This window comes from Pseudomonas batumici, assembly GCF_036585405.1.
Classification (GTDB): Bacteria; Pseudomonadota; Gammaproteobacteria; order Pseudomonadales; family Pseudomonadaceae; genus Aquipseudomonas; species Aquipseudomonas batumici.
Genome location: NZ_CP144470.1, coordinates 2,171,245 through 2,195,249, shown reverse-complemented (window position 1 = coordinate 2,195,249; position 24,005 = coordinate 2,171,245). Strand labels below are relative to the sequence as shown.

General features: G+C 63.6%; 26 protein-coding genes. 12 read left to right on the top strand and 14 right to left on the bottom strand.

Translation table 11 applies throughout. From position 1 onward, the window contains the following. Positions 1–90: 90 nt before the first annotated feature. Positions 91–678 carry a YecA family protein gene (locus tag NUH87_RS09765; protein WP_338525770.1) on the bottom strand — a complete coding sequence of 196 codons (588 nt, stop codon included), beginning with the start codon at positions 676–678 and terminating at the stop codon, positions 91–93. Positions 679–939: 261 nt separating this feature from the next. Here NUH87_RS09765 and recQ point away from each other — a divergent pair, with 261 nt between their 5' ends. The 4 genes from recQ to NUH87_RS09745 all read left to right on the top strand — a co-directional run bounded on the left by recQ (position 940) and on the right by NUH87_RS09745 (position 6,345). Further along, entirely contained in the window at positions 940–3,069 is a 2,130-nt protein-coding gene (gene recQ / locus NUH87_RS09760) for a DNA helicase RecQ (RefSeq protein ID WP_338525769.1), read from the top strand. A 140-nt stretch (positions 3,070–3,209) separates the two neighbouring features. Then, the gene (locus NUH87_RS09755; RefSeq protein WP_338525768.1) at positions 3,210–3,644 is read left to right on the top strand and encodes a MarR family transcriptional regulator; all 435 of its coding nucleotides are present in this window, start codon (positions 3,210–3,212) and stop codon (positions 3,642–3,644) included. Between the two features lie 156 nt (positions 3,645–3,800). Then, entirely contained in the window at positions 3,801–6,035 is a 2,235-nt protein-coding gene (locus NUH87_RS09750) for a FimV/HubP family polar landmark protein (protein ID WP_338525767.1), read from the top strand. Positions 6,036–6,057: 22 nt separating this feature from the next. Continuing rightward, entirely contained in the window at positions 6,058–6,345 is a 288-nt protein-coding gene (locus NUH87_RS09745; RefSeq protein ID WP_338525766.1) for a SelT/SelW/SelH family protein, read from the top strand. A gap of 8 nt (positions 6,346–6,353) precedes the next feature. On the opposite strand, the gene NUH87_RS09740 is transcribed toward NUH87_RS09745, so the two are convergent. From NUH87_RS09740 to NUH87_RS09730, 3 genes are all read right to left on the bottom strand, one after another. Continuing rightward, positions 6,354–6,647 (bottom strand): hypothetical protein, encoded by a 294-nt coding sequence (locus NUH87_RS09740; protein WP_338525765.1) that lies wholly within the window; start codon positions 6,645–6,647, stop codon positions 6,354–6,356. A gap of 152 nt (positions 6,648–6,799) precedes the next feature. Beyond that, positions 6,800–7,693, bottom strand: coding sequence for a DMT family transporter (locus NUH87_RS09735; protein ID WP_338525764.1), 894 nt, complete (start codon positions 7,691–7,693; stop codon positions 6,800–6,802). Positions 7,694–7,780: 87 nt separating this feature from the next. Then, a complete protein-coding gene (locus tag NUH87_RS09730) occupies positions 7,781–8,530 on the bottom strand; it encodes an AraC family transcriptional regulator (protein WP_338526783.1) in 750 nt (249 codons plus the stop codon). Between the two features lie 129 nt (positions 8,531–8,659). Here NUH87_RS09730 and NUH87_RS09725 point away from each other — a divergent pair, with 129 nt between their 5' ends. After that, positions 8,660–9,481, top strand: coding sequence for a UDP-2,3-diacylglucosamine diphosphatase (locus NUH87_RS09725; protein WP_338525763.1), 822 nt, complete (start codon positions 8,660–8,662; stop codon positions 9,479–9,481). A gap of 70 nt (positions 9,482–9,551) precedes the next feature. Here NUH87_RS09725 and NUH87_RS09720 read toward each other — a convergent pair whose 3' ends face one another. Continuing rightward, positions 9,552–9,863 carry a DUF962 domain-containing protein gene (locus NUH87_RS09720; protein ID WP_338525762.1) on the bottom strand — a complete coding sequence of 104 codons (312 nt, stop codon included), beginning with the start codon at positions 9,861–9,863 and terminating at the stop codon, positions 9,552–9,554. Positions 9,864–10,022: 159 nt separating this feature from the next. Between NUH87_RS09720 and NUH87_RS09715 the strand changes: the two genes are divergently transcribed. Continuing rightward, a complete protein-coding gene (locus NUH87_RS09715; RefSeq protein WP_338525761.1) occupies positions 10,023–11,084 on the top strand; it encodes an AraC family transcriptional regulator in 1,062 nt (353 codons plus the stop codon). Here the strand turns inward: NUH87_RS09715 and NUH87_RS09710 are convergent. Further along, positions 11,041–12,495 (bottom strand): TrkH family potassium uptake protein, encoded by a 1,455-nt coding sequence (locus NUH87_RS09710; protein ID WP_338525760.1) that lies wholly within the window; start codon positions 12,493–12,495, stop codon positions 11,041–11,043. The two genes, NUH87_RS09715 and NUH87_RS09710, sit on opposite strands and share 44 nt — an antisense overlap. Before the next feature lie 119 nt (positions 12,496–12,614). Between NUH87_RS09710 and NUH87_RS09705 the strand changes: the two genes are divergently transcribed. After that, entirely contained in the window at positions 12,615–13,175 is a 561-nt protein-coding gene (locus tag NUH87_RS09705; RefSeq protein WP_338525759.1) for a nitroreductase family protein, read from the top strand. 39 nt (positions 13,176–13,214) lie between these two features. Here the strand turns inward: NUH87_RS09705 and NUH87_RS09700 are convergent, their stop codons facing one another. The 6 genes from NUH87_RS09700 to NUH87_RS09675 all read right to left on the bottom strand — a co-directional run bounded on the left by NUH87_RS09700 (position 13,215) and on the right by NUH87_RS09675 (position 17,454). Beyond that, positions 13,215–14,546: a HAMP domain-containing sensor histidine kinase gene (locus NUH87_RS09700; protein ID WP_338525758.1), complete on the bottom strand. Its 1,332-nt coding sequence runs from the start codon at positions 14,544–14,546 to the stop codon at positions 13,215–13,217. Positions 14,547–14,620: 74 nt separating this feature from the next. Then, positions 14,621–15,046, bottom strand: a complete 426-nt coding sequence (locus NUH87_RS09695) for a Spy/CpxP family protein refolding chaperone (RefSeq protein ID WP_338525757.1) — start codon at positions 15,044–15,046, stop codon at positions 14,621–14,623. A 279-nt stretch (positions 15,047–15,325) separates the two neighbouring features. Further along, entirely contained in the window at positions 15,326–16,003 is a 678-nt protein-coding gene (locus NUH87_RS09690) for a response regulator transcription factor (RefSeq protein WP_338525756.1), read from the bottom strand. A gap of 33 nt (positions 16,004–16,036) precedes the next feature. Further along, complete coding sequence (locus NUH87_RS09685) at positions 16,037–16,447, bottom strand: translation initiation factor 2 (RefSeq protein WP_338525755.1); 411 nt, start codon at positions 16,445–16,447, stop codon at positions 16,037–16,039. Between the two features lie 109 nt (positions 16,448–16,556). Next, positions 16,557–16,856 carry a YciI family protein gene (locus NUH87_RS09680; RefSeq protein ID WP_338525754.1) on the bottom strand — a complete coding sequence of 100 codons (300 nt, stop codon included), beginning with the start codon at positions 16,854–16,856 and terminating at the stop codon, positions 16,557–16,559. A 1-nt stretch (position 16,857) separates the two neighbouring features. Next, complete coding sequence (locus NUH87_RS09675; RefSeq protein ID WP_338525753.1) at positions 16,858–17,454, bottom strand: septation protein A; 597 nt, start codon at positions 17,452–17,454, stop codon at positions 16,858–16,860. Positions 17,455–17,538: 84 nt separating this feature from the next. On the opposite strand from NUH87_RS09675, the gene NUH87_RS09670 reads away from it, so the two are divergent. From NUH87_RS09670 to rluB, 5 genes are all read left to right on the top strand, one after another. Further along, positions 17,539–18,402 (top strand): PHP domain-containing protein, encoded by an 864-nt coding sequence (locus NUH87_RS09670; RefSeq protein WP_338525752.1) that lies wholly within the window; start codon positions 17,539–17,541, stop codon positions 18,400–18,402. A 13-nt stretch (positions 18,403–18,415) separates the two neighbouring features. Continuing rightward, positions 18,416–19,045: an L-threonylcarbamoyladenylate synthase gene (locus NUH87_RS09665; protein WP_338525751.1), complete on the top strand. Its 630-nt coding sequence runs from the start codon at positions 18,416–18,418 to the stop codon at positions 19,043–19,045. Between the two features lie 120 nt (positions 19,046–19,165). After that, positions 19,166–19,864, top strand: coding sequence for a ScpA family protein (locus NUH87_RS09660; protein ID WP_338526782.1), 699 nt, complete (start codon positions 19,166–19,168; stop codon positions 19,862–19,864). Positions 19,865–19,876: 12 nt separating this feature from the next. Next, entirely contained in the window at positions 19,877–20,908 is a 1,032-nt protein-coding gene (gene scpB, locus NUH87_RS09655) for an SMC-Scp complex subunit ScpB (RefSeq protein WP_338525750.1), read from the top strand. 267 nt (positions 20,909–21,175) lie between these two features. Continuing rightward, positions 21,176–22,381: a 23S rRNA pseudouridine(2605) synthase RluB gene (gene rluB, locus NUH87_RS09650; RefSeq protein WP_040063230.1), complete on the top strand. Its 1,206-nt coding sequence runs from the start codon at positions 21,176–21,178 to the stop codon at positions 22,379–22,381. 79 nt (positions 22,382–22,460) lie between these two features. Here the strand turns inward: rluB and NUH87_RS09645 are convergent, their stop codons facing one another. Together NUH87_RS09645 and NUH87_RS09640 are read right to left on the bottom strand one after the other, a co-directional pair. After that, a complete protein-coding gene (locus NUH87_RS09645; RefSeq protein WP_338525749.1) occupies positions 22,461–23,426 on the bottom strand; it encodes a leucyl aminopeptidase in 966 nt (321 codons plus the stop codon). A gap of 58 nt (positions 23,427–23,484) precedes the next feature. Next, complete coding sequence (locus NUH87_RS09640) at positions 23,485–23,622, bottom strand: hypothetical protein (RefSeq protein ID WP_040063234.1); 138 nt, start codon at positions 23,620–23,622, stop codon at positions 23,485–23,487. Positions 23,623–24,005: the final 383 nt, after the last annotated feature.

The following is a 24,005-nucleotide window of genomic DNA, read 5'->3' as shown; positions in this document are numbered from 1 at the left end:
GCGGAGCTTGCCCGCGAAGCTTTTGGCGCCTTCACGGGCCTCTTCGCGGCGGTCCGGCGTTCCGGTAAATCCAGCTCCCACTCAGCCGACTCAGTGATGACGTGGCTTGAGGATCGCCGGTTTCTCGTCCGGGGCGTTGCACAGCAGGTACAGCGCGGTCAGGGCTTCCGGGATCTGCACCACCATGTCGTCCATCAGGTTGGCATCGGCGGCGATATCGGCGAATTCGGGTTGTTCGTCGAACAGGCCGGAACCGACCATGATCGGCAGGAGCATCTCGCTGACTTCTTCCTCGGCGGTTTCGAACCAGGCTTCCTCGCGCAGGAACACGCCTTCCATGAAGCCGATGCACCAGCCGCGCAGTTCGGAATCGTCCGGGTCGTCGCCCAGGTCCAGGTCGCAGGGCAGTTCGAATTCTTCATCGGACGCCAGCTGACGGGCGATATGGGCCTTGAGCTGGATCAGCGTGGCCTCGATCTCTTCGCGCTGGGCGGCGTCGCTGTAGTGCGGCTCCTCAGCGAACAGGGCGTCGATCCATTCACGATCGGGGACGATCTCGGCACAGATCGACAACGCGGTCAGGTAGCCATGGGCGGCCACGTAGTCCAGCGCTTCTTCGTGCAGCTCGTCGGCGTCGAGGAAGGCTTGCAGGCGGGTGAGTTGCTCAGCGAAGGACATTGAAGGCTACCTTGGGAATAAGGGAATAAACGATAGGCAATTCTAGGCGTTCTTGAGCCCCCAGGCCAGCAAGCACTGAATTCCCTTAACCGACCGGCATCGCCCCTTGCCGTCGGACGCTCGGGTATACTGCCGCGCTTTGTGATGCGCGGCCGGTCTTCAGGACGGTTCGGGAAATGCCTGCTTACGGATTTTTTCGTGAAATTGGCGAATCCTGGGCCAGCCTTTGGAAGATGTGTCTCGGTGATTTTTGGAGTGGATATGCTCGAACAGGCTCAACGCGTCCTCAAGGACATCTTCGGTTACGACAGCTTTCGTGGTCGCCAGGGTGCCATTATTGAGCGCGTGGCCAGTGGCGGCGATGCCCTGGTGCTGATGCCGACCGGCGGCGGCAAGTCGCTGTGTTTCCAGGTCCCGGCGTTGCTGCGCGAGGGCCTGACGGTGGTGGTCTCGCCGTTGATCGCGCTGATGGACGATCAGGTGGCGACCCTCGAGGAACTGGGGGTTGCCGCCGCCGCCTTGAACTCCAGCCAGAGCGCCGATCAGCAACGCGAGCTGGCGGCACGGATTCGTCGCGGCGAGGTGAAGATGCTCTACCTGGCGCCCGAACGCCTGGTGCAGCCGCGCATGCTGGCGTTCCTGCAGAACCTCGAGATCGCCCTGTTCGCCATCGACGAAGCTCACTGCGTGTCGCAATGGGGCCACGACTTCCGCCCCGAGTACCTGCAACTCGGCCAGTTGGCCGAGCTGTTCCCGAATGTGCCGCGTATCGCCCTGACCGCCACCGCCGACAAGCGGACCCGCGAAGAGATCGTCAATCGCCTGCACCTGCACAATGCCGAGCGCTTCCTGTCGAGTTTCGATCGGCCGAACATCTTCTACCGCATCGTGCCCAAGGAGCAGCCGCGCAAACAGTTGCTGGCGTTCCTCGCGCAGCGGCGCAGTGATGCCGGCATCGTCTATTGCCTCTCGCGCAAGAAGGTCGATGAAGTCGCCGCGATGCTCTGCGAGCAGGGTTTTCCGGCGCTGCCTTACCATGCCGGGCTGGCCAGCGAGGTGCGGGCCGCCAACCAGAAGCGCTTCCTCAACGAGGAAGGGCTGATCATGGTGGCGACCATCGCCTTCGGCATGGGCATCGACAAGTCCAACGTGCGCTTCGTCGCTCACCTCGACCTGCCCAAGTCCCTGGAAGCCTACTACCAGGAAACCGGGCGTGCCGGGCGCGACGGCCTGCCGGCGGATGCCTGGATGGCCTATGGCTTGCAGGATGTGGTGATGCTCAAGCAGATGCTGCAGAACTCCGAGGGCGACGAACGACACAAGCGCCTGGAGCACCACAAGCTCGACGCCATGCTGGCCCTCTGTGAAGAAACCCGCTGCCGTCGCCAGACCTTGCTCGCCTATTTCGATGAAGACCTGCCGCAACCCTGCGGGCATTGCGACAACTGCGTCGACGGCGTGCAGACCTGGGACGCCACCGAACCGGCGCGTCAGGCATTGTCGGCGATCTACCGCACCGGCCAGCGCTACGGCGTCGGGCACCTGGTGGATGTGCTGCTGGGCAAGGAAAACGACAAGGTGCGCAGTTTCGGTCATCAGCACCTGACGGTGTTCGGTGTCGGCAAGGCCCTCGCCGAAGGCGAATGGCGCACGCTGTTCCGCCAGCTGGTCGCCCGCGGGCTGGCCGATATCGACCTGGAAGGCTACGGCGGCCTGCGCCTGAGCGATACCTGTCGCCCCTTGTTGAAGGGCGAAGTGAGCCTGGAGCTGCGCCGCGACCTCAAGCCACAGACCACCGCCAAGAGCGTCTCCGCCAGCCCTGCCAGCCAACTGGTGCGTGGCGAGGAGCGCGAGCAGTGGGAAGCCCTGCGTGCCCTGCGGCGCAAGCTGGCCCAGGAACATGGCGTGCCGCCCTATGTCATTTTCCCCGACTCCACATTGCTGGAAATGCTCCGCAGCCAGCCGACTTCCCTGGCGGAGATGGCCAAGGTCAGCGGTATCGGCGCACGCAAGCTGGAGCGTTACGGCGAGGCGTTCCTCGAAGTGCTGGGCGGCGAGGCCGAGACCCCGAAAAGCGTGGCCGACATCCGTCACGAACTGATCAGCCTGGCCCGGGCCGGCATGACGCCGCTGCAGATCGCCGGCCAGTTGCAGTGTTCGGAAAAGAATGTCTACACCTTGCTGGCAGAGGCCATCGGTCGCCAGCAACTGTCGCTGGAGCAGGCGCTGGACTTGCCGGAAGACCTGCTGGGGGAAATCCAGGACGCCTTTCTCGACGGCGAGGGCGAGTTGCCCGCGGTGACCGCCATCGCCGAGCTGTTTGCCGGTCGCGTGCCGGAAGGGGTCCTGTACTGCGTGCGGGCGGCGCTGCAGGCGGAGTTTGAAATATGAGGTCGGCAGGGTTCCCGGGCGCTGTTCCATTCACGACAAGTAACGATTCAGCGCTGGGCAAGCCTTGCCTCCGGGCAAGGGCTATGCTTAGCTGACTAATAATTAGTTTTGTCTATTTTAAGTCTAACCCTGAGTGTTTTATGCCGTTGACCGATGAACACCGTTTTGGCATGCAGTTGGCGCACATGTCCCGAGGCTGGCGCGCTGAACTGGATCGCCGTCTGGCCGGCCTGGGATTGTCCCAGGCACGCTGGCTGGTCTTGCTGCACCTGGCACGTTTTACCGAGGCCCCGACCCAGCGCGAACTGGCCCAGAGTGTCGGCGTTGAGGGGCCGACCCTGGCGCGTCTGCTCGACAGCCTGGAAACCCAGGGACTGGTCCAGCGCCAGTCGGTGCTGGAAGATCGGCGCGCGAAGAAAATCGTCCTGAGCCCATCGGCGCGACCGCTGATCGAGCAGATCGAGACCATCGCCACCGCCTTGCGCCATGAGCTGTTCGTCGGTGTCGACGAGGAGGAGCTGCGGATCTGCATGCGGGTTCACAGCCGGATCCTGGCCAATCTGGAAAAGTCTTGAGGTATTGGCTGCCGGGCTTGGAGAGCCATCAGCTAATTTGAAGAGCCTTCAGCGTTTGGATAGTCTTCGACCGGCAGGCTATAAGAGTTACAGGTTCTGTGTATTGTGTCGGTGTTCGGCCCGTGCGCGGGCCGTCACGCCAGCTAAGGGATGCTCATGCTCGAGAGTTTGCAGTCCGCGTTGCGGTGCTCCATTGGAAAATCCCCCTTGAACCGGGCTCGCCTTTTGGCCGTGCTGGCCGGCGGGCTGCTGTATTCGGCGCTGGCACCGGCCATGGGGCTGGGGGACATTACCCTGCATTCGGCGCTCAATCAGCCGCTGAATGCGGAAATTGCCTTGATCGAGCCGGGAGACCTGGCCGAAGGCGAGTTGTCCGTGAGCCTGGCGACACCCGAGGAGTTCACCCGTGCGGGTGTCGAGCGGCTGTTCTTCCTCAATGACCTGCGTTTTACCCCGGTATTGCGGGGTAACAGCAGTGTTATCCAGGTACAGACCACCAAGCCGGTCAGCGAACCATTCCTGAACTTCCTGGTGCAGGTCAACCGGCCCAACGGTCGGTTGTTGCGTGAATACACGGTGCTGCTCGATCCGCCCGGCAACCTGCCGGCGGGATACAGCCTGCCCGCCCGCAGTCCCGCCCTGGATCAACCGGCCTCGCAGGCGAGCGTCGCGCCTCCGCCTGCGGTACAAGGCAAGCACTACACCGTGGTCAAGGGCGACAGTCCCTGGATCATTGCCAAGCGCCTGCGCGAAGCCGGCAGTCAGGCTTCGGTCAATGAACTGTCCCAGGGGATTCGTGCCCTCAATCCGGGAAGCGACCGCTTGCGGGTGGGCCAGAGCCTGCTGCTGCCGGACGTTGCGGTGGTCGCTGACCCGGCGTCTGCCGCGACGCCCGCGACCCCGGGCAGCGCCGGCGCGACCGCGCAGAACATGGTTGCACTCGCCGCCGAGACGGCGCAAAACGCCGAGGAGCTGGCCAAGGCCGCCCTGGAAAACCAGCAACTGCAGAAAACCGTCGAGGATCTGCAGGCCCGGCTGAAGGCCCAGGACGAGCAGGTTGCCGTTAGCCAGAAACAGGTCGCCGAACTGCAGGTGCAACTCTCCGAAATCAAGACCAAGGCTGCCGCGCCGGCACCTGCCGTCGTGACCGCGCCAGTCGTGCCACCGGCAGCACCCGCACCGCCGGCCGAGACGTCCGATGGCCCGAACCTGTTGCTCTGGGCGGCGGTGGCGTTGTTGATCGTGCTGTTGGCTGTAGCCTTTGTGCTGCGTCGCAAGCGCCAGCAGTCTGAACAGGCGCCTGAGGCCGTGCCTGCCGCGGTTCCCGTTCAGGAGCCGATGGTCAGTCGTCTGGTGGCGGCGGCCCCGCCGAGCAAGGCGGCGGCACCCGCACCCAGGATCGAACCGGTGGTGGCGCCCGCGGCGGCGGTGGCGTCACGTCAGTCCAGCGAGGTGCCTGACGCCCTTGAGGGCGTGAGTATCTACATCGCCTACGGTCGCTTCAGCGAGGCGGCGGGCATTCTGCGCGAGGCCATGCTCAAGGAGCCCGAGCGTACGGATTTGCGTCTGCGCTTGCTGGAGGTACTGGCCCAGCAGGGCGACAGTGCTGCCTACGCGACCGAAGAGCGCCATCTGCTGGACACCGGGTTCAGTGAGTCGGCCCTGCAGGAGTTACGCGCCAAGTATCCGAAGCTGCAAACGTCTGTCGCCACGCCAGCCGCTGTATCCCCGGCACCGATTCTGGCGGCGGCTGCTACCGTCGCAGCGGTCGCGCCGGTACTGGCCGATCGCTGGAATGAGCCGGCTGCGCAAGCGGCGGCAACGGAGCCGGAGCCGGAAAAACCGCTGGAAGACGAGTTCCAGCTCAACCTCGACGACCTGTCCATGGATGCCGACTGGGAGTTGGTCAGCCCGTTCGACAATACGCCTCAGCCACGCAGCAAGAGCGTCGACGAGCCTTCCCTGCCCGCGGAGCTGGCGCCTGAGCCCGAGCCGATCTTCACCCACAGTTTCAATGAGCTGCCGGAAGTGTTCGAAATGCCGGATGAGCAGTTCCTCAGTGATTTCGCCGAGCTGGAACCCGAGCCGGAACCCGCGCCTGCTCGCGAAGTGGAGCTGAGCCTGCCGGAGGACGGGGACTCACTGGACCTGGACGATGAGTTTCTCGACGGCTTCATGAGTGATTCCGAGCCCCTGGAGATCGAGCCCCTGGAAGTGGACTTCGACAGCCTGGAGCGTGAGCACGCCTCGGCCAGCAAGCTGGATCAGGCGCAGACCTACATCAATGTCGGCGATCTGGACCATGCCAGCCAGTTGCTCCACGAGCTGCTCCGGGAAGGGGATGAGCCCTTGAAGCAAACGGCTCGTACCTTGCTCGCCAGTATTCGCTGACACCCTGGAGCTCCGCGCAATCATGACCGCAGGCAAGCCACGCATCGTCATCACTTACTGCACCCAGTGCCAATGGTTGCTGCGTGCCGCCTGGCTGGCCCAGGAACTGCTGAGCACCTTCGGCGACGATCTGGGTCAGGTGGCCCTGGAACCGGGTACCGGCGGGGTGTTCCGCATTACCTGTGACGAGGTACAGATCTGGGAGCGCAAGGAGGACGGCGGCTTTCCGGAAGCCAAGGTGCTCAAGCAGCGGGTGCGGGACCGGATCGACCCCGAGCGCGACCTCGGGCACAACGACCGGCCCCGATAGGCGCGGACTTACGACGGGCTCAGCTTCGACTTGATGAGCCCGACGATCACCATCAGCACGCCACCGCCGACACCGCCGCTGGCAACGCTGCTCAGGATCGATGTCAGGTCCAGTGCGCCGCTGCCGCCGCCCACGCTGCCGCCGGTGACCAGTTCCAGCAGTTGCCCGCCAAGACCGCCTCCGAGTATGCCAAGGATGGAATTGATGATCGGGCCCAGGTTGTATTTCTCCAGTACCGAGCCGGCCACGTTACCGCCCACGGCGCCGCTGATGGCTTGAATCAAGAGACTGACGATGTCCATGGATGAAACCCTCCAACACGTTGATGGGGAGGGCCGCTCGAATCGAGTCGATTCAGGGGGGAATCACTGCTGCTGTCGTCGAGAAACCCTGATCTCCGTGAACGACAGCAAACTGTTGCGGATGTCACCAGTATAGGCGCATTGGGTTTTCGTCAATGAACTGACGCGGTTTCCTGGCTTTCGGCTTGAGGGGCCGTGCTGCCCAAGCGGCTGGAGACCACGATGGCGAGGATGATCAGGACGCCGCCGATCAGCATCCGCAGGGTCGGATTTTCGCCGAACAGCAGCCAGGCGGCGGCGATGCCATACACCGGCTCGAGGGCAAACACCACCGCGGCGGTACGGGCCTTGATGACCGCCAGGCTGGCGACGAACAGGCTGTGGGCCACGCCGGTACAGAACACCCCCAGCAGGCCGATCCACAGCCAGTCCAGCGCCGGCACTTGCGCAAGGCCCGGGGCGGCCCAGGGCAGCAGGCAGGCGGCGACCACCAGGTTCTGGCACAACGCCGCCTGCACGGCGGGAATCCGCCCGGAGCCGGCCCGATTGGTCAGCGACAGCAGCGAAAACAGCAGGCCCGAGAGCACCGCCCAGAGCAGTCCGCCGGTGGCCTGGCTGGCGAGGTCGAAGTCGGGCGTGACCAGCACCAGGCCGATACTGACCAGCACCACCAGGAGGATTTCGTTGAGGCGGATACGCTCGCGAAAGACCAGTCCTTCGAGGATCACGGTAAAGGCCGGAAAGCTGGCGAAGCCCAGGGTCGCCACCGCCACGCCGGCGACCTTGACCGCGATGAAGAAGCTGACCCAGTGTCCGGCCAGCAGCAGGCCGCTGAGCAGCAGGCGACGCCAGTCCCTTGACTGCAACGGTTGCCAGCGTTGGTGGCGGGCCAGGCGGGCGAACAGGCCGAGGGCGAGCACGGCAAAACCGGCACGGCCGAAGACGATGATGGCCGGAACGGCGCTTGCGAGTTTGCCGAACACGCCGGTCAGGCCAAACATCAATGCGCCGATATGCAGGGCGCCCAGGGCGGTACGGGGAGTCATGGAGGGCCTTGAAAATACTGACTGACAGAACCGCAGTCTAGAGGTCGGCCAGCGTGCTTGTCTGTCGCGATCCTGCCGTCATTTGTCTCAGGACTCGCGGCGCAGCGCGCCAGGCGTACGGCCGAATTCGCGCAGCACGGCGGCGGCGAAGGCGCTCTGCGACTGGTAGCCGACGCGGCTGGCGATCTCGCCGACCGGCAGTGCCGACTCGCGCAGCAGCCCCAGGGCGAAATGCAAGCGGCGACTGCGCACATAGTCCATGGGCGTCTGGCCGCATTCGGCGACAAAGCGCGCATGCAGGCGGGCGCTGGACAAATCGGCGATCCGTGCCAGGTCCGTGACCTGGAGCGGATGGGCCAGGTGACGATCGATATGGGCATTAAGGGCGGCCAGGGGCAGGCGCTTGCCGCCGCCCGGTCGGATGCCCGGGCTGTTCAGGCTGGCGAGCAGCAGCACCGCGCCCTGCTGGGCGATCAGCGGGTCCTGCACCGGGCTTGCCGCCAGCCATTGCACCAGTTGGCTCTGGGCGGCGTCGAGGGTCAGTGGCCCCGGGGTGTCGAGCAGGCGCCGGCTCGCCTCGGCATGGTCGCCCAGGGTCTGCAGCACCCAGTGTTCGTCCGGCACATCGAGCACCAGGCAGCGGCTGCCGTTCGGGCTGCCGCAGGCGTGATGGGCCTCGCTGGGGATCACCGCGACGCTTTGCTGCACCACCTGGCTGCCGCGCCCCTCGATCTCGAAGTCGAGCAGGCCGGACAGGCCGAAGACCAGCTGTGCATGGGCATGGCTGTGGGTAATCAGGTCGCGGCTGTAGTGGCGCAGGGTCAGGATCGGTCCCATCGCGGTCTCCTTGGCATCGTCGCAGTCTACACCGCTTGCCGTTCGGGCGGTTGTCATGGGACTGCCATGTGGCTGTCATGGACTATTAACTGCCCCAGTGCAAGCTCAGGAAAAATCCGGAGAATGCCCATGACCCGTGCGGAGCTCGCCAAACCCAGCCGTAAGCAGCGTGTGCGAACCCTATGGATTTCCGACGTGCACCTGGGGACCCGGGACTGCCAGGCCGAACACCTGTCGCAGTTTCTCAAGAGCTATCACGCCGACCGTATCTACCTGGTAGGCGATATCATCGACGGCTGGAAGATGCGCGGCGGCATGTACTGGCCGCAAGCCCATACCAACGTGATCCGCCGGCTGCTGACCATGAGCAAGCGCGGCACCGAGGTGATTTATGTCACCGGCAACCATGATGAGTTCCTGCGCCGTTACTCCAAGCTGATCCTGGGCAATATCCAGTTGGTCGACGACGCGGTGCACACCACCGCCGACGGTCGCAGGTTGCTGGTGATCCATGGCGACCAGTTCGACGTGATCACCCGTTATCACCGTTGGCTGGCATTCCTCGGCGACTCGGCCTACGAGTTCACCCTGACCCTCAATCGCTGGCTGAACCATTGGCGTGCCCGCTACGGTTATGGCTACTGGTCGTTGTCGGCGTACCTCAAGCACAAGGTCAAGACCGCGGTCAGCTTCATCAGCGACTTCGAAGAAGCCATCGCCCACGAATGCGTGAAGCGCGGACTGGACGGCGTGGTCTGCGGGCATATCCACCACGCCGAGATCCGCAAGGTCGGCGAGGTGGAATACCTCAACTGTGGTGACTGGGTCGAGTCCTGCACCGCCTTGATCGAGCACTGGGACGGCACCATCGAGCTGTATCGACTGGCCGATGCCCAGGCGAAAGAGGCGCAGCTCAAGCTGGACCTGGAGAAGGTTGCGCAGGTGGGATAAGCCCGTCACCCCACCGATATCCCTGCGTCCTGGCAGTGTCTGCACAGGACGTCTTGCCCGCCTCGTGGCGCTAAAAGGGCACCTTGCCCAGGATCATGTCGCGAAACATGACGAAGTCGCCGAGCAGACTGTAGAAGGGATGCTCGAAGGTGGCCGGACGATTCTTCTCGAAGAAGAAATGCCCGACCCAGGCAAAGCCATAGCCGGCCACCGGCACCAACAGCAGCAACCCTCCCGCGGAACGCCCGATGGCCAAGGCCAGGAGGAAGATCACCAGGCTGGTGCCGATGAAATGCAGGCGCCGGCAGGTACTGTTGCTGTGTTCACTCAGGTAGTAGGGGTAGAACTCAGCGAAACTGTTGAATTTTCTTATATTTTCCACCGGCTACTCTCCGCGTTGGCGACCTCGCCCGTGGTGGGTTCCACGGGGAGCTTATTTAAGTCTAGAGTGATTGGCAGCGGCTACCAGTGACAATAAGCGCCAGGTTAGTATCCTTAGGCCACTAGTCGTTATATTGGGCTTATCATGCTGGAAAAGGCCATGAGCGAGAGAACAACTTCTTCAAGTTGGGCGATGGGGATTGTCAAGGCGCTGGAGATGGATGGCCTGGACTGCCGTATCCTGTTCAGGCAACTGGGGCTCGACTACGCGGCGCTGGACGATCCCGATGCGCGCTTTCCCCAGGACTCGATGACGCGCCTCTGGCAGCGCGCGGTGGAGCTGTCCGGCAATCCGGCAATCGGCTTGAACATGGGCCGGGTGGTGCGCCCGGCGTCCTTTCATGTCGCCGGCTACGCGCTGATGTCCAGCCAGACCCTCGCCGAGGGTTTCATGCGCCTGGTGCGTTACCAGCGGATCATCGCGGAAAGCGCCGACCTGAGCTTTCGTCTCTTGCCCGAAGGCTATGCCCTGATCCTGACGGTGCACGGCGACCATCTGCCGCCGACCCGCCAGAGCGCCGAGGCTTCCATGGCCTGTGCCCTGGCGCTGTGCGGCTGGCTGACCGGGCGCACCCTGCAACCGCGCAAGGTGCTGGTCCAGGGTGCGGAGCCGGAGGATATCGGCCCTTACAAGGAGGTGTTCCATGCACCGCTGGTGTTCAACGCGCCCTACGACGCACTGATCTTCGAGAAGGCCGACATGGAAGCCCCGTTGCCGACCGCCAACGAAGCCATGGCCTTGCTCCACGATCGTTTCGCCGGTGAATACCTGGCGCGTTTCTCCGAAAGCCAGGTGACCCACAAGGCGCGCCAGGTACTGTGCCGTCTGCTGCCCCAGGGCGAGCCCAAGCGGGAAATTGTCGCGCAGACCCTGCACCTGTCCCAGCGCACCCTGCAGCGGCGTTTGCAGGAGGAGGGCACCAGTTTCCAGGCGCTACTCGACGACACCCGCCGCGAGCTGGCCGAACAGTACCTGGCGCAGCCGCGCATGACCTTGCTGGAAATCGCCTACCTGCTGGGGTTCGCCGATCCGAGCAACTTTTTCCGCGCCTTCCGCCGCTGGTTCGAGGTCACGCCCGGCGAGTACCGGGCGCGGCTGCAGGGGGCGGTGGCTTCGGTCAGTGACGCCAGAATGCGGGAATACAGAGAACGAACACTGTGATGATTTCCAGTCGGCCGAGCAGCATGCCCAGGGACAGGATCCATTTGGCCGCGTCCGGCAGGCTGGCGAAGTTCCCCGATGGCCCGATCACTTCGCCCAGCCCCGGTCCCACGCCGGAGACGGTACTGGCGGCGCCGGTCAGGGCGGTCATCCAGTCCAGGCCCAGCAGCGACAGGGCCAGGGCGATGGCGCAAATGGTGATGGCGAAGAAGAACGAGAAGGTCAGGATCGAGCGCACGATCTCTTCGTCGAGGCGGTGACCGTTGTACTTCTGCTTGATCACCGCGCGGGGATGAATCAACTGGTTGAGGTTGGCCTTGAGCAGGATATAGGCCACCTGGAAACGGAACACCTTGATCCCGCCGGCCGTCGAGCCCGAGCAGCCGCCGACGAACCCCAGGTAGAAAAACAGCATCAGCGAGAAATTACCCCACAGGCTGTAGTCGCCGAGGGCGAAACCGGTGGTGGTGACCACTGACGTCACGTTCAGGGCCACATGGCGCAAGGCGTCGAGCCAGTGCAGGTTGGTGGTCCACCAGTACCAGGTGCCGAGCACCAGCCAGGTCACCAGCAGCAGGCCGAGCAACCCCTGCACCTGCTGGTCCTTGATCAGGGCCTTGCGATGGCCGCGCAGGGTCGCCACATACAGGGTGAACGGCAGGCTGCCGAGAATCATCACCCCCACGGCCACCCAGTGCACTTGTGGTTGGCTCCACTTGGCCAGGGACTGGTCCGAGGTGGAGAAGCCGCCGGTGGAAATCGCCGACATGGCGTGGTTGATCGCATCGAACAGGCTCATGCCCGCCCACCAGAACGCCAGGCTGCCGAGGATCGTGATGCCGACATAAGCCGTGACGATCAGGCGCGCCACCATGTGCGAGCGTGGCATGACCTTTTGCGAGCGGTCCGAGGATTCGGTCTGGAACAGGCGCATGCCACCGATGCGCAGCAGCGGCAGGATCGCCACCGCCATGCCGATGAAGCCGATCCCGCCGAGCCAGTGCAGCAGCGAGCGCCATATCAGGATGCCCGGGGACATGCTGTCCAGGCCGCTGAGTACGGTCGAGCCGGTGGCGGTGATGCCCGACATGCTTTCGAAAAAGGCGTCGGTGTAGCTGGTGCGCAGGGTCAGCATGAAGGGCAGCGCGGCGAACAGGCACACCACCACCCAGCTGGAGACGGTCAGCAGGTACATGTCCCGGGGGCGCAGGTGTACCTGTTCCGGACGTCCGGGGATGACCAGTGCCAGGCCGGCGAGGAAGGTGAGGGTGCTGGCCCAGAGAAAGGCGGGCAGGTCGCCCGTGCGCTCGAAGATCACCAGGACCAGCATGGGGATGGCCATGCTGGTGGCGAGGGTAATCAGGAATATGCCGATGATGAAGCCGATGATGCGCAGGGTCGGCAGCGCCATGAAATAAGCTCGGGAAAAGGGCAGGGCGCCATTTTACCCGCGACCTCGGTCATGTAAACCGGCACGGCTGCCCGGGATCTGGCTAGAATAGCCCGATCTTTTTCCAGAGGAGGTGGCCGATGGAGGCTCTCGACAATTTGCTCAACCGTGTTTCCGCACCGCGCCTGATCGATCCCGCACCGACCCAGGCCCAGCGCGACATCCTGTTCGCCGCCGCCATGCGCGCACCGGATCACGGGCAATTGCGGCCCTGGCGCTTCCTCACCGTAGAGGGCGCGGCCCGTGAGCAATTGGGCGACCTGCTGGCCGAGGCGGTGCGCCTGCAAGGCGGCGAGGTGACCCAGGCGGCCCTCGACAAGGCCCATGCCATGCCTATGCGCGCACCCTTGGTGATTGTGGTGGTGGCTCGTTTGCAGGAGTTCTTCAAGGTGCCGAAGTCCGAGCAGTTGCTGGCGGCCGGCTGCGCCGCCCACGGCATCCTGCTGGCGGCCCACGCCCAGGGGATCGGTGCGGTGTGGCGCACCGGTGAGCTGTCCTATTCACCCCATGTGGCCAAGGGCCTGGGGTTGGGCGAGGGCGAGGAGGTGATCGCCTTCCTGTACCTGGGCACGCCGCAGAACGAACTGCGCCAGCCGCCGAAAGTCGACCTGACGGAGTTCGTCAGCGCCTGGTCGGCTTGACCGTACCGCCCGCACGGCAAGCGTATCCCTGAAAGGGACTCATGCCGCTGCCCCGGGCTCCAACGGTAGATCCAGCCTTGCGATGAATCCCCCCTCGGGGTGATTCGCCAGCATTAGGCTGCCGCCATGCCGTTCCGCCGCCCGCCGGGCGATGGCCAGTCCCAGGCCATGACCCGGGGCGGTCTGGCCGGGGGCCCGGTAGAAGGGTTCGCCCAGTTGCGCCAGATGTTCGGGGTCCACGCCGGGGCCATGGTCGCGCACGCTGATTTCGATGCGTTCACCCTGGCGTTGTGCATGCAACTCGATGGGCCGGCCCTCGGGATTGAAACGCTGGGCGTTGCGCAACAGGTTATCCACGGCGCGCTCGATCATGGTCGGCCAGCCCTTGAGGCTCAGCGATTCGCCATCGAATTGCACCGGCTGTTCCGGACAGCCCAGGCTGGCGTCTTTCTGCAAGTTGACGAGCAGTGCGCCGAGGTCGACCTCCTCGGCGCTGGCCTGGTCGGAATCGACCCGGGCCAGGGTGAGGATTTCGCTGATCAGCGCCTCCAGCCGGTCGCATTCGCGGGTCAGGCGCGGCCAGAGGCGTTCGCGTTCCTCGGGGCTGGCTCGTTCGGCGAGGGCCAGGGCAATGCGCAGGCGTGCCAGCGGTGAGCGCAATTCATGGGAGACATCCCGCAACAGTTGGCGCTGGCTGCCGATCAGGCTTTGCAGGCGCGCGCCCATCAGGTTGAAGTCCTTGGCCAGCACGCCGAACTCATCGCGCCGCGCCGCCAGTTTCGCCAGGCTGTTCTGCTGGTAGGTGGTCTGCCCCAGGTCGTGCACGGCGCCGCGCAGGCGGCTCAGGGGACGGGTGATGGACAGGGTCACCAGCAGGCTGAACAGGGTCAGTACCACCAAGGCAATACCCAGGGCGCTGAGGGGCCGCAACAGGCTTTCGCGGTGCCAGGCATCCAGTTCCGGATGAGGAATGCGGTAGATCAGCAGGTAGGTCTCGCCGCTTTTCGGGCTGGTGTACTCCACCGTCAGGCGGCGCCAGGGCAACCTGCGGTCATCGTTGTTCTGGCGCGCTTCAAAGGCCGCGGCCCGGCGTGGAAAAGTCCCACGGACCAGCGGGTCGCCGCCCTCGTTGAGCACCTGCACATCAATGTGATAACGCTGCTTGCGCTGCTCCAGGATCGCCTGGGCGGCTTCTTCGCCCTGGCTTTCATAGGTTTGCGTCCACTCTTCGGCCAGGCTCTTCAAACCCGGATGACGGCTGAGGATCCAGGTATCCTGGTTGAGGATGTGCATGAGCAGAATCGATAGGCCCGCGACAAGGGCAATGGCCAGCCAGAAGCTGGCCAGGATGCGCCAGAACAGTGATCGCACAGCAAGTCCTCAACCAAAGGATACAAACGACGAAAGCCCGACGGTGTTGGCCGTCGGGCTGAAGCATAAGCGGATTATTGCGTCTTTTGCGGTTGTTGCGCTTTCCAGGCTTTGAATTCGGCCCATTCGGCGCGGCGCTCGGCCTGCTTTTTCTGCATCTCGTCAAAGGTCTTCTGCTGTTCAGGCTTGAGCAGGGCACGGATCTGGGTCTGGGTCTTCTGGTGCGAAGCCTCCAGTTCGCCCTTGAACGCAGCCTGGTCGGCAGGCGAGAGTTTTTCCAGGTACTTGCCGACGATCTCCTTGCGATCATGCCGTTGTTCGCCGATCAGTTTGCGGATCTCATGGCGCTGCTCCTTGGTCAGGTCCAGTTTCTGGAAGTGCGCTCTGCCGTGATGCTGGCCGTATTCCGGGCCGTCCATCGGGCCGCCGCCTTCTGGCATGGCCATGGCCACGGTGGGCAGGGCAGCGGCGAACATCAGAGCGATAAGGGTCTTGCGCATGGTGGTTCTCCTTGTCTCGATTCCGGTGAGTCCGGATGAGTACAGATTAAGGAGTTCAAGGTCAGCCGCGGTCAGCGGAGGGTAAAGCTTGAGTAAAGACGTTTTTGCGGCGGGTTTACACTTGCGGGGACAGCGTTTGCCCTAACATCGGTTAGTTAAGCCGAACACGGTTCATGTAGGAGCGGCCGGTCGACGCTCGATTGCCAGCGATGACGGCCGCAAGAGCGATGCAAGACTCAAGGGCCTCATCGCCGGCAAGCCGGCTCCCACAGGGAAGCGTCAGAGGCTGTAGTAGTAACCGCGGCTACGCAGGGCCACGATGCGCGGGCGGCCGTCCGGATGCGGGCCGATCTTCTTGCGCAGGTTGCTCACGTGCATGTCCAGGCTGCGATCATACAAGGTCAGCTTGCGGCCCAGGGCGATCTGTGCCAGTTCCTGTTTGTCCAGGGGCTCGCCGGGTTGTTGCAGCAGGGCTTCGAGCAGGCGACTTTCGGAGACGGTGAGGGTGAGGTCCTTCTGATCGATAGTGACCACGCCGCGCACCGGGCTGAAGCACAGGTCGCCCAGCTCCATCTGGCTCGGCGGGGCGCTGGGGTGGCTGCGGCGCAGCACGGCGCGCAGGCGGGCGGTCAGCTCCCGGGGGTCGCAAGGCTTGGCCAGGTAGTCGTCGGCGCCCAGTTCCAGGCCGAGGATACGATCCAGCGGCTCGCCACGGGCCGAGAGCATCACCACCGGCAACTCCGGGTGATCGCTGCGCAACTGCTTGAGCAGCTCCAGGCCGCTGCCATCGGGCAACATCACATCCAGCACCACGGCGGCCGGGGCGCCGTCCGCCAGGGCCTTGCGCGCGCTGTGGCCATCGTGGCAGGCGCGGACCTGGAAACCTTCCTGGCTCAACCAACTGGTCAGGAGCTCACACAACTCCTGGTCATCATCTATCAGTAACAGGTCGCTCATGACTCTCTCGATTACGGATCGCTAATGGCCTGCTCAATTCAGCCATTGCCGACGTTGTCTACGTCCGCCACTGGCGAAGATACCGCAGAGCAGGGCCAGGAGTGCAACTCCCGCACCGGTGACGAACCATTGCTGCTGGTCGGTCAACAGGCGTGGGCCGGCACTGGCCTGGACTTCCTTGAGCTGCAGCTTCAGGCGCTGGTTTTCCTGGCGCAGGCGGCTCAACTGGGCACTTTCGCGTTCGGCGTCGGCGCTTTGCAATTGTTGGCTCAACTCTTCTCGCTGTCGCTCGCTTTCTTTCAGGCGTTGCTGCAAGTCGGTGATCTGGCTGCCGGCACTCAACGACAAGGGCGTGGAGTTGCTCGAACCCTGACTCTCCTCGGCGTGGGCGGCGGCCCCGATCGACAAGATGACCACTAGCAGAAATAACGGACCTTGGCGCATCGCAAACTCCTGATTCCAATCGGCATTGGGCAGGTTGTCGGCCGCTGAACGAGAATAATGAGCGATTGGGCCGCGATGAACCCGGAAGGTTCATCGCGCGGGAGGAATTTTAGGGCAGGACGTGCTTGAACGGCTTGACCAGCACCTGGGCGTAGACACCCGCGGCGACATACGGATCGGCCTCGGCCCAGGCTTGCGCCGCGGTCAGGGCGTCGAATTCGGCGACGATCAGGCTGCCGCTGAAACCGGCGGCGCCCGGGTCGTTGCTGTCCACGGCCGGGTGCGGACCGGCCAGCACCAGGCGTCCCTCGGCCTTGAGCTGATGCAGCCGTTCCAGATGCGCCGGGCGCACGGCCAGGCGTTTGTCCAGGGAGTGTTCGACGTCGGTGGCGATGATCGCGTAGAGCATGTCAGTCCTCGGTTTTCGGGATGGTTGGGTCGGCGTCGTGCAGGTGGCGGGACAGGTAGATGCCCTGGCCGACCAGGAACAGCAGGGTCATGCCCAGGCTGCCGAACACCTTGAAGTCGACCCAGTACTGCTGGAACGTGAAGGCGACGAACAGGTTGGCGCCGCCGCAGAACAGGAAAAACACGATCCAGGCCAGGTTCAGGCGGGTCCAGATCGGCTCGGGCAGGTTCAGGGCGTGGCCCATGATGCGCTTGATCAGCAGGCGGTCACCGATGAAGTGGCTGCCGGCAAAGGCCACGGCGAACAGCCAGTTGACCACCGGGGCTTTCCACTTGAGGAAGGTTTCGCTGTGGAAGGCCAGGGTCAGGCTGCCGAATACCAGGCAGGCGACCAGGGTCAGCCACTGGCTTTTCTCCAGCTTGCGCTGCTTGATGAAGAGGGTGCCGTAGACCACCAGGGAACTGACGATCAGCATCGCCGTGGCGCTGTAGATACCGCCCACGGTCAGGCTGTGGCCGGCGATCTCCATGACCTGTGGTTCGATTTTGTAGACGATGAAGAACAGGAAGAGCGGGATGAAATCGATGAATTGTTTCACAGTGGCAGCCAGAAGCAGGATGTGACGGCATAATAACAAACATCAATGCCAGCGAAAGCGCCGCCCAGAGGTTATTCAATTCCCGTGGAAATCGACCTGCACTGCCATAGCACGGCCTCCGACGGTGCCCTCGCGCCCGCGACCCTGGTTGCCCGTGCGCACGAGAGAGGCGTGCGAGTCCTGGCCCTGACCGATCACGACACCCTCGAAGGCCTGGCCGAAGCCCGTGCGGCGGCGGATGCGCTGGGAATGCAACTGGTCAACGGGGTCGAGTTGTCCTGTACCTGGGGCGGCGCGACCATCCATGTGCTGGGCTACGGCTTCGACGTCAAGGCACCGGCGCTGGTCGAGGCCATTGCCCGCTTGCACGAGGGCCGCTGGCTGCGCTCCGAGGAGATCGGCCGCAAGCTGGCGCTCAAGGGCATGCCCGGCGCGCTCGAGGGCGCGCGGGCGATCCAGCAGGAACTGGGCGATAGCGGCAATGCTCCGGCGCGTCCGCACTTCGCCGATTTCCTGGTGCGCGGCGGTTTCGTCAAGGACCGCGCCGAAGCTTTTCGCAAGTGGCTCGGCGCGGGCAAGCTGGGGGACGTCAAGCTGCACTGGCCGACCCTGGAAGACACCGTCGGCACCCTGCGCGCATCCGGGGCCTGGGTCAGCCTGGCCCATCCCTGGCACTACGATTTCACCCGCAGCAAGCGCCGCAAGCTGATTGCGGACTATATTCAAGCAGGTGGCCAAGCAATCGAGGTGGTCAATGGGCATCAACCCGCCGAGCAGGTAGGCAGTCTGGCGATCCTTGCCCGTGAGTTCGGGCTGCTGGTGAGTGCCGGCAGTGATTTCCATGGTCCCGGAGGCTGGTCCGAGATCGGCGAGTATCGCCCGGTCCCTGAAGACCTGCCGCCACTCTGGCGTCGTTTCAAACATGAGCAATCTACTGCCGTCGTCTGAACAGGTAGACAATGTGAGTCAATTCTTCCAGATTCATCCGGAAAACCCACAGGCGCGCCTGATCAAACAGGCGGTGGAAATCATTCGCAAGGGTGGGGTGGTGATCTATCCCACCGATTCGTCCTATGCCATCGGCTGCCAGATCGGCGACAAGAATGCGGTGGAGCGGGTGCGCCGTCTGCGGCAACTGGACGAGAAGCACAACTTCGCGCTGATCTGCAGCGATCTCTCGCAACTGGGGCTGTTCGCCAAGGTCGATACCGGTTTGTTTCGCTTGCTCAAGGCCCATACGCCAGGGCCCTACACCTTTATCCTGAATGCCACCCGGGAAGTCCCGCGGCTGTTGCTGCATCCGAAGAAACGCACCATCGGCCTGCGCATCCCCAGCCATCCGATTGCCCTGGCGTTGCTGGAAGAGCTGGGCGAGCCGCTGATGAGCGTCAGCCTGATCATGCCGGGCGAGACCGACCCGATGATCGATCCCTACGAGATCCGCCAGTTGCTCGAGCATCAGGTCGACCTGGTGATCGACGGCGGTTTCGGCGGGATCAAGGCGTCCACGGTGATCAACCTGGCCGACGGCGAGCCGGAAGTGGTCCGCGTGGGTTGCGGCGATCCCGCGCCGTTCATGGTCGAGGCCTGAATGTCCGCCGTGGAAATCGTCGACAGCCAGGCCGACGCCCAGCAGGAACTGCCGTTCGCCCTGGTCTATGGCCAGGCGGTCACCGAGATGCCGCTGGACCTGTACATTCCGCCGGACGCCCTGGAGGTCTTCCTCGAAGCCTTCGAAGGCCCGCTGGACTTGCTGCTCTACCTGATCCGCAAGCAGAACATCGATATCCTCGACATCCCGGTGGCGGAAATCACCCGCCAGTACATGGGCTATGTCGAACTGATGAAGTCGGTGCGCCTGGAGCTGGCGGCCGAGTACCTGGTGATGGCGGCGATGCTGGCCGAGATCAAGTCGCGGATGCTGTTGCCGCGTTCGGCCGAAGTCGAGGACGAAGAAGACGATCCGCGGGCCGAACTGATTCGGCGCCTGCAGGAATATGAACGCTTCAAGAGCGCCGCCGAGGGCCTCGACGAGTTGCCCCGGGTCGGCCGTGATGTGCTGGTCCCCAAGCTCGATGCCCCCGAGGCCCGGGCGCGCAAGCTGTTGCCGGAGGTCAGCCTGGAAGAGGTGTTGATGTCCATGGCCGAGGTCCTGCGCCGTGGCGACCTGTTCGAAAGCCACCAGGTCAGTCGCGAGCAACTGTCGACCCGCGAGCGCATGAGCGATGTGCTGGAGCGCCTCAAGGGCGGCGGTTTTGTTCCCTTTGTCGAGCTGTTCACGGCCGAGGAGGGGCGCTTGGGGGTGGTGGTGACCTTCATGGCGATTCTTGAGCTGGTCAAGGAATCCCTGGTCGAACTGGTGCAGAATGAACCCTTTACGGCGATCCATGTGCGGGCGCGCGCTGAATAACGAGCACAATCCATGAACCTGAGTGAACCCCGCGAGCTGGCCCCGCTGCTTGAAGCCTTTCTGTTGGCCTCGGGAAAGCCGCAAACCCTGGAGCGGCTGTTCGAGCTGTTCGAGGAGGGCGAACGCCCCGAGCCGCCGGTCTTCAAGAAAGCCCTGACGATCCTCGCCAAGTCCTGCGAAGGCCGCGCCTTCGAACTGCGGGAGGTGGCCTCCGGCTATCGCCTGCAGGTGCGCGAGAAGTTCGCGCCCTGGGTCGGGCGGCTGTGGGAAGAGCGTCCGCAGCGCTATTCCCGGGCGATGCTGGAGACCCTGGCGCTGATCGCCTATCGCCAGCCGATTACCCGCGGCGAGATCGAGGATGTGCGCGGCGTGGCGGTCAACAGCCAGATCGTCAAGACCTTGCTGGAGCGCGAGTGGATTCGGGTCGTCGGTTATCGCGAGGTGCCGGGCCGGCCGGCGATGTTCGCCACCACCAAGGCGTTTCTCGATCACTTCAACCTGAAGAACCTCGACGACCTGCCGCCCCTGGCCGAGCTGCGGGAGCTGGAGCCCGAGCCGATGCTCGATGTCGAGGATGCGCCGGTGCCCGAGAGCCTGCAGGCCCTGGCCGATGCCAGTGTCGATCCGGAGGGCGCCGGGGAGCCGAAGGAGGAGACCAGTTTCCATACCCTGTTGCTGGAGCTGGACTCCATGGAAGAGGGGATCAAGACGGACTTCGATGATTTGCTGCGCGACGGCGAGATGGCACCAGGAGGGGAGTTGTTGCCTCGGGAGCCAGGGCTTGAAGAGGTTGAGCCCAATGCGCCCGAAGTGGCGGTTGAAGCCGTCGAGGTCGACGAGACGCTGGAAATAGCGGTAGAGCCTGACGTCCCCGAAGCGCCGGAAGCGGATCTGGTGGGGGCCCAACAGGCCCGGGAACAGTTGCTCGCGGCTGTCGCGGCCCTGGACAAGGCCGCTGGCCGGCAGCAACTGACGGATGAAGAGGCCGAAGCGCTGGCCCTGGCCGAGGCCATCGAACAGGAGCGACGCTTGCTCGAGGAATGATTGCTAGGGTCTGTACGAAAACTCGCCGAGCGGCGATCAGGCAAGGCAAAAACAGGCGAGGAAGCGGAGTTTAGTCCACTAAATGAGCATTCCGAGCCTGTTTTTAACGCAGCATGATCGTCGCGCAGGCAGTTTTCGTATAGAGCCTAAGGTGCATAATGCCCAACATCCGCGTATTATTCGCGCCCCCGCGGCGATCCCTTCGCCCAGGCAACAGATTCAATTTCTTCAGGCCAGGCCTGAATCGACACACCGGGAGGTGCCCAGATGAGTGACAGCAACCAGAAAGACGACCAGGAAATCGGCCCAGCAGGCGAAAAGCTGCAGAAGGTCCTCGCCCGTATCGGTGTCGGCTCGCGCCGCGACGTGGAAGGCTGGATCAGCAAAGGCCGGATCAAGGTCAACGGCAAAGACGCCACCCTCGGCCAGCGCGTCGACATGCATGACGCGATCACCATCGATGGCAAGGTGATCAAGCGCGAAGAGGCGTCCGAATCGGTTCGCCGCGTGATCATGTACAACAAGCCCGACGGCGAGATCTGCACCCGTGACGACCCGGAAGGCCGTCCGACCGTGTTCGACAAGCTGCCGCGTCCGAAGGAAGGCCGCTGGATCAATATCGGTCGCCTGGACATCAACACCACCGGTCTGCTGATGTTCACCACCGACGGTGAGCTGGCCAACCGCCTGATGCACCCGTCCTACGAAATGGACCGCGAGTACGCGGTGCGTGTGCGCGGGGAAGTGGACGAAGAGATGATTGCCCGGCTCAAGGCCGGCGTGATGCTCGAAGACGGCCCGGCGAAGTTCACCGATATCCAGGAAGCACCGGGTGGTGAGGGTTTCAACCACTGGTACCACTGCGTGGTGATGGAAGGTCGCAACCGCGAAGTGCGTCGCCTGTGGGAATCCCAGGGGCTGGTGGTCAGCCGTCTGAAGCGGGTGCGTTTCGGTCCGGTGTTCCTCAACTCCGACCTGCCGATGGGCCGCTGGCGTGAAATGACCCAGTACGAGGTCGATGTCCTCAGTGCCGAGGTCGGCCTGACGCCGGTGGCGATGCCGCAGCTCAATGCCAAGAGCAAGGACAAGCTGGAGCGTATGCAGCGCAAGTCCTCCCGTCCGGTAGGCAAGAGCGAGCGCGTGCGGACCCTGCGTCCGGCCAATGGTGCGCCGGCCGAGCGCAGTGAGCGCGAGCCGCGGATCGAAGGCGAGCGTCCGGCCCGCAAGCCGGCACCGCGCCAGGATGGCGAACGCGCACCGCGTGCTCCGCGTCCTGCGGCCGGTCGTGGTGAGTCGGGGCGTGGTACGCCAGTGGCGGAGCGTCCGGCGGACAGCAAGCGCCCGGCCAAGCCGGCGCCCAAGTCCAAGCGTCCAAGCCTGGTGCTGGACAAGGACGCGCCGTCGGGCAAGCGCCGCGGCGCACCGGCCGGCTCGGGCCAGCGTCCGGGGTTTGGGCGTCGCAAGCCTGAGTAAGGCAGGCGCTTGAGCGCACCGCGAGACCCGCAACCCCATGACGAACCAACGTCATGGGGTTTTGTTTTTTTGGGTCATGTCAAAATACAAACTGCCCGTCAAACACCGGCTTGTCATCCAGCGCCAGCACCCCGCCGGCAAAGATCAGGTCCAGGTGATGGCTGCCCTTGGCGCCGCCGCCCAGCCCCAGATGCAGGCCGCAATGGCGCTCCTCGAACCCCGAGTTGCGTGCATACAGCGCCTTGATCCCTTCATTCGTGCCGATACCCAGCTCCTCGACCCGCCGGTTCGACGGATTGGCATTCAGGTATTTGTTGAAGTCCGCCTCCAGTCCTGGCACTTCGGTGGCAATCCGGCTGATGGTGGAATCCTCGATCCACAGCTCCAGCGGCGACGCCAGCACCCCGTACTTGCGGGCGAAGGGAATGGTGCCGAGAAAGGTCCCGACAAACTTCACGCAACCATTGATGGCGTCGCTGTGGGTGGCGATTTCGCCAGGGGCCAGGTCGTGGTTGCCCACGCCATTGATGTTGGTCCACTTGCGGATGCTGCTCAGCGGTGCCTGCAGATGCGAGCCGTGGCGGTCCCTGAAGCTCAAGGTGGTGGCCTGGGACATCCGGCGGATCAGACGGTCGTTGAGGTCGGCGATGCGCTGCGGGCTGACACTGAAGGTGTCGTAGAAGTAGTCGCCGTAATCCTTGAACAACAGCGATTTGCGCCAGTGCTCGGCCATCACGTCATGCAGCGCATGAAGGAATTCGGGCCCCTGTGGGCGAGGCGGGGAGAGCATCGAGGAATCGTAGAAGAAGATATACAGGTCGCTGTCGCCAATGGCCTCGATCAGGCGCTGGGCGGGCTCGAGGTCCAGGCGCAGGGCGCTGAAGTCGAACTGTCGACGCTGGGCGTCCTGCTCGATGATGGCCGCGGCGATCTCGCGGTAGTCCGGGGTATGGCCCAGCAGGACCTTCGGTTGGTCGAGCCCTTCCAGGGCCGGATGCCGGACGAGGTAGTAGAGAAAATGTTCGAGGGCGCTGGTCTTGTCCATGACGTCGTTCCTGAAGCGGCAAGAGGGTGGGGCGGCAAACCGCACCCACCCGAAGGCCTTAGAAAGGCCACATCGCGGTGCCAAATGGCACGACAGCATCGGCTTGCATCATTTCCACGGCCGCTTCGTGGGTCGGGGCTTCGAACCAATCGTCCAGTTGCAGTTCAGTGCTTACGTCCTGATCCGAGACTTGCATGGTGAATCTCCTTGGGAAGTTATTGCTGGACGGTCGAAAAGGCTTTCGGCTAGGAAAAATCCTATGTGTGAAATCCATTTCTCCGACTCGCCGTATGTAGGCTTCGGCAAGTGGCTGAAAACCTAGTGCAGGATGTCGAAGGGCGCAAAAAAATATTTTCAAAAAAAATTTTCAGGGCCTAAGTACAAAAAAACTTCCCCAGGGAAAACAACAATCCACCTGGGATATCTCGTCCTGAACAGCTTGTCTGTCAATTTTCGAACACGGGGTTTTCGCGGCTTTTTTGGCAAGAAAACGTGACAGTTTGTCAGTAAAATCTGACGATCTAGACAGGTAAAGCGCCGCTAAATTCGAGATTCTGGCTGGTGTAAGGAATAGTTGCC

Excerpts from the sequence above, each read along its gene's own strand:
- NUH87_RS09765 (WP_338525770.1), bottom strand. The coding sequence starts at position 678 with ATGTCCTTCGCTGAGCAACTCACCCGCCTGCAAGCCTTCCTCGACGCC.
- recQ (WP_338525769.1), top strand. The coding sequence starts at position 940 with ATGCTCGAACAGGCTCAACGCGTCCTCAAGGACATCTTCGGTTACGAC.
- NUH87_RS09755 (WP_338525768.1), top strand. The coding sequence starts at position 3,210 with ATGCCGTTGACCGATGAACACCGTTTTGGCATGCAGTTGGCGCACATG.
- NUH87_RS09750 (WP_338525767.1), top strand. The coding sequence starts at position 3,801 with ATGCTCGAGAGTTTGCAGTCCGCGTTGCGGTGCTCCATTGGAAAATCC.
- NUH87_RS09745 (WP_338525766.1), top strand. The coding sequence starts at position 6,058 with ATGACCGCAGGCAAGCCACGCATCGTCATCACTTACTGCACCCAGTGC.
- NUH87_RS09740 (WP_338525765.1), bottom strand. The coding sequence starts at position 6,647 with ATGGACATCGTCAGTCTCTTGATTCAAGCCATCAGCGGCGCCGTGGGC.
- NUH87_RS09735 (WP_338525764.1), bottom strand. The coding sequence starts at position 7,693 with ATGACTCCCCGTACCGCCCTGGGCGCCCTGCATATCGGCGCATTGATG.
- NUH87_RS09730 (WP_338526783.1), bottom strand. The coding sequence starts at position 8,530 with ATGGGACCGATCCTGACCCTGCGCCACTACAGCCGCGACCTGATTACC.
- NUH87_RS09725 (WP_338525763.1), top strand. The coding sequence starts at position 8,660 with ATGACCCGTGCGGAGCTCGCCAAACCCAGCCGTAAGCAGCGTGTGCGA.
- NUH87_RS09715 (WP_338525761.1), top strand. The coding sequence starts at position 10,023 with ATGAGCGAGAGAACAACTTCTTCAAGTTGGGCGATGGGGATTGTCAAG.
- NUH87_RS09710 (WP_338525760.1), bottom strand. The coding sequence starts at position 12,495 with ATGGCGCTGCCGACCCTGCGCATCATCGGCTTCATCATCGGCATATTC.
- NUH87_RS09705 (WP_338525759.1), top strand. The coding sequence starts at position 12,615 with ATGGAGGCTCTCGACAATTTGCTCAACCGTGTTTCCGCACCGCGCCTG.
- NUH87_RS09695 (WP_338525757.1), bottom strand. The coding sequence starts at position 15,046 with ATGCGCAAGACCCTTATCGCTCTGATGTTCGCCGCTGCCCTGCCCACC.
- NUH87_RS09690 (WP_338525756.1), bottom strand. The coding sequence starts at position 16,003 with ATGAGCGACCTGTTACTGATAGATGATGACCAGGAGTTGTGTGAGCTC.
- NUH87_RS09685 (WP_338525755.1), bottom strand. The coding sequence starts at position 16,447 with ATGCGCCAAGGTCCGTTATTTCTGCTAGTGGTCATCTTGTCGATCGGG.
- NUH87_RS09680 (WP_338525754.1), bottom strand. The coding sequence starts at position 16,856 with ATGCTCTACGCGATCATCGCCACCGACGTCGAACACTCCCTGGACAAA.
- scpB (WP_338525750.1), top strand. The coding sequence starts at position 19,877 with ATGAACCTGAGTGAACCCCGCGAGCTGGCCCCGCTGCTTGAAGCCTTT.
- rluB (WP_040063230.1), top strand. The coding sequence starts at position 21,176 with ATGAGTGACAGCAACCAGAAAGACGACCAGGAAATCGGCCCAGCAGGC.
- NUH87_RS09645 (WP_338525749.1), bottom strand. The coding sequence starts at position 23,426 with ATGGACAAGACCAGCGCCCTCGAACATTTTCTCTACTACCTCGTCCGG.
- NUH87_RS09640 (WP_040063234.1), bottom strand. The coding sequence starts at position 23,622 with ATGCAAGTCTCGGATCAGGACGTAAGCACTGAACTGCAACTGGACGAT.